General features: G+C 67.3%; 6 protein-coding genes. All 6 read right to left on the reverse strand.

From position 1 onward, the window contains the following. Window positions 1–144 precede the first annotated feature (144 nt). Window positions 145–327, reverse strand: coding sequence for a hypothetical protein (locus QMK24_RS40485; protein ID WP_502962719.1), 183 nt, complete (start codon window positions 325–327; stop codon window positions 145–147). Between the two features lie 91 nt (window positions 328–418). After that, entirely contained in the window at window positions 419–829 is a 411-nt protein-coding gene (locus QMK24_RS40490) for a VOC family protein (protein ID WP_283471915.1), read from the reverse strand. Window positions 830–841: 12 nt separating this feature from the next. Further along, window positions 842–1729: a TniQ family protein gene (locus QMK24_RS40495; RefSeq protein ID WP_283471916.1), complete on the reverse strand. Its 888-nt coding sequence runs from the start codon at window positions 1727–1729 to the stop codon at window positions 842–844. Next, the gene (locus QMK24_RS40500) at window positions 1713–2780 is read right to left on the reverse strand and encodes an AAA family ATPase (protein WP_283471920.1); all 1068 of its coding nucleotides are present in this window, start codon (window positions 2778–2780) and stop codon (window positions 1713–1715) included. The genes QMK24_RS40495 and QMK24_RS40500 overlap by 17 nt, the downstream gene beginning before the upstream one ends. After that, on the reverse strand, window positions 2777–4855 hold the full coding sequence (locus tag QMK24_RS40505) for a TnsB C-terminal domain-containing protein (RefSeq protein WP_283471917.1): 2079 nt from the start codon (window positions 4853–4855) through the stop codon (window positions 2777–2779). The genes QMK24_RS40500 and QMK24_RS40505 overlap by 4 nt, the downstream gene beginning before the upstream one ends. Continuing rightward, entirely contained in the window at window positions 4848–5576 is a 729-nt protein-coding gene (locus tag QMK24_RS40510; RefSeq protein ID WP_283471921.1) for a TnsA-like heteromeric transposase endonuclease subunit, read from the reverse strand. The genes QMK24_RS40505 and QMK24_RS40510 overlap by 8 nt, the downstream gene beginning before the upstream one ends. Between the last annotated feature and the right edge of the window lie 186 nt (window positions 5577–5762).

Here is a 5762-nt window from a genome sequence, read left to right on the forward strand (position 1 = left end):
CAGCCCGGTGTCCTGTCGTAGTGCAGCTGACAGATCGTGGGCCGCTGACCTGCTGGGTTGCCATGTCGTTTGAGAACGCCGCGGGCCGGTGTTCTCAAACGACATGGCTTTCAGGGAAGCGCGCTGGTGGTGGGCAAGGGCAGCTCAGCCGTCTCGCTCTTCGGCAAGGCTGCCCGTGGCCGTCCGGAGACGCTGCCGGGCCGCTTCCAGACGTTCGGCGTAGTCGGCGGCGAAGATTCCAGGGAGCGCTTTGTCCAGTGTTCCCGCGATCTTGTGGATCGGGGCCCAGGCGGCCGGATCGTCGACCAGGCGGCTGAGATCTGTCATCTGTACTCGCTCCAGCCAGTCCGAGAGGACCAGGGCCTCGTCGGGGGTGAGCTTGATCGTGATGTCGCTCTTCTCCAGGACCGGAATCTAATTAGTCGCGCTTGGGCCAGATCGGGCCCTGGTCGGTCCAGATGACGCCCTTGTTGCGGCACAGGCAGAAGGGGTGGCCGATCGGGTCGGTGTAGACCTGCCAGCCGTAGCCGTTGGGGCCGATGAAGTCCTGCCTCACCGTCGCGCCCAGGTCGAGGACGCGGCGCTGCTCGGACTTGATCTCGTCCACTTCGAAGTCGAGGTGGAACTGCTTGGGGTGCTCGCTGTCGGGCCACTGCGGAGCGCGATAGTCGTCCACCCGGATGAATGCCAGCTCGATCTCGCCGAACTGGATGCCAGCCCAGTCCTCGGAGCTGCCTTCCTTGATCGGACGGCCCGTCACCTCGGAGTAGAAAGCCGCCAGCTTCATCGTGTCCGGGCAGTCGATAATGAAATCGGTGAGTCGCAGCATCCCGCGATCTTGTCACAAGCTCACACCCGACTTCGAGACAGGCCCGTCGCGATCTCGATAGAGGCAGAACCTCCGATAGAGGGGGTCCTGGGTTCCGAGGGTGGTGTAGATCCGAGCGAATCGTCGGCTCAGCTCGGCTGTCGTTGCCAGGTAGAGCGCCTTGGGGTCGGGGGCGGATGTGGGCGGGTCCAGGATCAGGTGCGTCAGCACCACGATCTCGGGGAACGCCGCAAGGTGACTGCGGTCCTCAGCCGAGATCTTCTTGCTGACGGCGAGAGCTTCGACGCGGTCGAGGCGATCGGTCCATTCCGTCCCGAGGTCGATCGGCATTCCGGAGGCGGACCAGTCCTCGACGATTTTCCGCGCCAGGTCGAGGGCTCGTCCGGTCTGCCGGTGCCGGCGGGCGAGTTGGTCGAGTCGACGCTGGCCCTCAACGACTTCAGGCAGGGCGACGAGCGGGATGTCGTGAGTGGAGCGGGTCCAGAGCTGATGCCGCGGGCAGAGGTGGACGTGGACGGGCGAGAGAGTGATCACCACGGAAGCGGTGGGACTGCGGCGGGCTATGCAGCAGCGGCAGGGACGGCTGATCATCCGTTCCGTTCGCTGCCCGGGACGGTGTGGGCTGAGCAATTCGGCGAGCGCGGGCAGGGCCCTGGCGAGGTGGGGCGTCGGGCGCCCGGAGAGTGTGGCCAGACGGTCGGGTGAGTGGGAATTCCAGCCGGTGGTGGTGTTGCTGAGCGGGGAGAACTCCGGCGGCAGCGGGCCCAGGAGGCGGGCGAGGAAGCTCGCGGGACGGTTGTTGGCGACGGCCAGGCGGTGGAGATAGGAACCGAGGGTCTCGTCGTGGACAGGGCCGAGAGTGACGGGCAGCCGGCGGAGTCGGTCAGGCTGCGTCGGCATCCGGCCTCCGGCGGCGGGGTCGCCGGCTGCGGCGGTGTTCCTGGCGGGAGTCCTCGGCGGTCTGGTCGACCTCGATGGTCTCCAGAGTCTTGCGGGTGATGGCCTCGCTGCCGCTGATGATTGCCTCAAGGGCGGCGCCGCGGACGAGTTGGGAGAGGCTGCCGATCGCGCCGTCGGTGCGTTCGTGGAGATAGCCGTCGAGCTTGACCAGGCTGCCGGGCTTGTGCCGGTGCAGTCGCAGGGCGTCTTCGAGCGAGGCGATCAGGCTCCGCCAGTTCTGCCGCTGTGCGGTGGTGCCGTAGGCGAACGGTTCGGTGTCGGTGACGGTGTATCGGCCGGAGATCTGCTGGCCCCGGACCCCGCTGAACAGGCCGCTCGCGGCGACGTCGATGCCGGCGAGTACGAAGGTGGCAGGGATCCGCTCGGACAGGTATTTGAGCTGGTCGGAGGCTTCTGCCCCGGCTTGTGTGGCGAGGTTGAGGTTGTGGATCTCGTCGACGAGCGCGAGTTCGACGCGCATTTTGATCAGCAGGTCGCAGACGGCGTTGGTGATGGAGGTCTGGGTCTCCTGCCGGACGACGGGAAGGCCGAGGAACCGGGCGAACTCGATGGCGAGCATCTTCGGGGTGGCCCGGGGCGGGACGGTGACGTAGACGACCGGCAGTCTTCCTGCCACGGCCGGGCCGAGTCGTTTACGGACCAGGAGCTCATGGTTGCGGCCGAGCTGGGCGATGGCAGTCGTCTTCCCGGTCCCGGCCTGGCCGGTGACAATCAGCCCACGACGGCCGGAGATCTGGTGCCGGTTGAGCAGGACCAGGCGCCGACCGGTGGTGAACACGTTGCGGACGGTTGGGGTGCCCACGATCACGAGCCGGGAGTGGTAGTCCAGCCGGGGCTCGTTGTAAGCGAGCCGTTTCTCCTCGGTCAGAGCCATGAAGGCCCGCAGCGAGAGCATGGTCGGGCAGACCGGCGCGTCGTCGACGAACTGCTTCCAGCCGTCCTTGGTGGTCAGCGGGTTGTGCTCATCATCATGGGCGTCGGGCGGAGTCACCAAAGCGGGTTTCCCTCCTCTTCCAGGGGGTTGAAGACGCCGAACGGGGCGACCGGCGCCTCCTGTGGCCCCTCGTTCTCACTGTCGTCCTCATCGGCGGACCGGGCGGGTGGGAGTGCGGGCCGTGCGGCGGCCTCAAGGACGGCCCGAGTGCGGGCCATGACCTGCTCCAATCCGGCCGGCGGCTTCCCCGACCTGCGCAGAAGCTTGGCCAGAACCTGGGCGATGGCGGTCTCGCTGGTGTCGTCGCGGCCCTGGTCGGCGAGGAGCTGGCGTGCGTGACGCCAGGTGAAGTCGGCGAATGGGGCCCGGACCATGGGCATATGGGTCCACGGGGCTTCGATCCAGCGGCGGCTGTCGCTTCGCCGTACCCAGACGCGGGAGACGTCGTAGGGGTCGTAGTGGATCTCCCAGAGATCCTGCTTGCCCGCCACCCCGGACGGCTGCCTTCGTAGTCGGTTGAGCTCGGGGCTGTCGTAGGTGCGGTAGTTGACCTTGATGCCGTAGTCGTTGACGGCTCTCCAGACCGCGGGTAGCAGTTCGATGTAGTCCTCCGCAGACAGAGCAACGGGCAAATACCCGGCGCGGGCGACGGCGATGGCGTACGACTCGTTCGGCGACAGCGTCCGCCCCGCCATATAGGGATTGCGCAGGCCCTCGTGCGGACGCTGCTGCCAGCAGATGATCCACTCGTCCAGGAGGTCCTGGAGCTGAGCGAGGGTCCAGACCGCCTCAGAGGCCGGATCGCTTCCGCGACGGGTGACATCGGAGCCGGTGTAGCCCGCGACGTACTGGCAGAACAGCGAGTTGATCGAAGCGAAAGTCCGCTCCACGATCGCCTTGTCCGTCGGGGTCCTGGGCCTCGCGAGCTGCAAGGAGATCCCCAGCAGCGAGCAGGCGGAGGTGAACGTGTCGGAGACGAACACCTTGCCGTGGTCGATCACGATGGTGTCCGGGACGATGACCGGCTTGGCCGCGGACTTCTCCAACCGTGCGTCCACCGCCATGAGCCGCTGGTGCGGCAGGATCGAGTCCGACATCGCCAGGGTCTGGCTCCAGCCCGGCCGCATCGGCTCGGGAACCAGCATCCTCGCCAGCAGCACCGCGGCGTCCACGCCCTTTGTTCCCGCGGGCCTGAGCAGGGCCGCGCAGATCGTGCGCGTCGTGACATCGACCGCGATCGTCAGTTCCGGGCGGGCCACGACTCCGTCGTCCAGCACCGCCATCACGTCCAGCCGCGTGGAGTCGATCTGCACGATCTCCCCGGGGCGGGCGGCCATGGACGGGGTGAACGGCCCCACGGGTCGAAGAGCCCGCTGGCGGCGGACCGTGGCCGACCCGAAGGACTCGTTGTTCCTGGCGAGGCTGTTCACCAGCCGGTAGAAAGTAGCCCGCGTCGGCAGGAGCTTCACCGCTTCCTCCCCGTGCTTCGCGGCGAGGATCTGCTCGGCCCGCAGCATGAGCCGCTTGCGGTCGCCTGTCGAAAGGTCCGTCTGCCCGGCCAGTGCCTCGGTGACCGCCTCGACGACCCGCTCGTCCGTCCTTCCCGTGCCGGGGACCGGGGCCGGTGGTTTGCGGGACCGGCCGTCCACCAACCCCCACAACCCCTCGGCCTCGTAGCGCTGCCGCATCCGCAGAAAGGTCCGCTTGCTCATCTGCTGCCCGCCGGCCGCCAGCTCGGCGACCTTCGCGGCTTCGCGCTCCATCAGCGTCCGCCAGGCCGGGTCGTACTCGGGCCCAGGAGACGCACCCTCCGGAGCGTCCAGAGGCAGCCCGGTGATCACTTCCACCACGTGCTGTTCCCAGAACCGTGCCTGCTCGACGGCCGGTGGCGGCAACGCGTCCACCAACGCGAACGGCGGCAGGACACGTTCCGAGACCGCCTCCGGCCCACGGTCCAGCACCTCGAAATCGGCGGCCGCCATCACGTAGCCAGCAGCCATGACAATGGCGTTGCCCTCATCGCTGAGCAGCCGCAAGGTCGTCCCATCCAGGCCGATGATCTGCTGGTTGTGGCCCTCGAACCGGATCCGGTCCCCGACCCGAAGAACCCCGCGCGGTGCCAGTTCAACCATGACCCACCTCCGCATGGCCGATCACGGAGCCGTCTCCCAACGGCACCGACAAGTCAAGACACAGGTCACCGCACCACAGCAGGTGGTAAAGCGTCGGGAAGACGGACAACGGATCCCCCACTGCTTCGACGCCGTCCATCAGCAACCGCGGGTCGCCGAACGCGTCCATGAGACGCTTCGCGACGACGCCGACCCGGTTGCGTGGATGCCGGTATCCCGACAACCAGCGGACGTTAGCCATCTCCACCGGATCGGGCTCGTGCACCAGGGCGAAAGACCAGCCGCCCATCTCCTGGCACATCGCCTCGGTCGCCGAGAACTTCACCGCGTCCTCCGGGCCGACCCGGTCCGCCGACCGGACATCGATCACCAGGCCCGAGCCGTCCTCCAGCCGTGCGAAGTAGTCCGGCGTATGAGAGATCCGACGCTTCTCCCCCTGCCACGTCACCCGGAACGGCTGCGAGGCCAGCCCCACCACCCGCCGGTCATGATCCAGGAGCATGGCCCGGTCCCGCTCCAACCACGACTCGAACCCCACCAGCGACTCAGTCGTCGCCGCCCAGTACCAGCCCGTGAAGTGCCGCTGCCCGCGGTACGACGTGAACCGCCGCACCGGGAGCACCAACTCGAACCGAACCCGGGACACCGCCTCCAGCACGGACTTCCGCAGCCCGCCACCTTCACCGTCAGCCCACTCGATATCGACCAGACCCAGATCCATCGCCACCCCCGGCTCCGCATACCTGCCGAAACGACCGTGACAGGTACAGCGAGAACCAGACCAGGAAAATGAGATCAAACCCCACGTACGGGGCAAACGTCTCCGCTCAGCACGCGACGAAATGAGAATCCGACACCGCGAACGAGAAGCAGTGAGAATCCGACAGCTTCAATGCGACAGGACAGC

The sequence above is a fragment of the Streptomyces sp. PH10-H1 genome (genome assembly GCF_030063355.1).
In the GTDB taxonomy this organism is placed as follows: Bacteria; Actinomycetota; Actinomycetes; order Streptomycetales; family Streptomycetaceae; genus Actinacidiphila.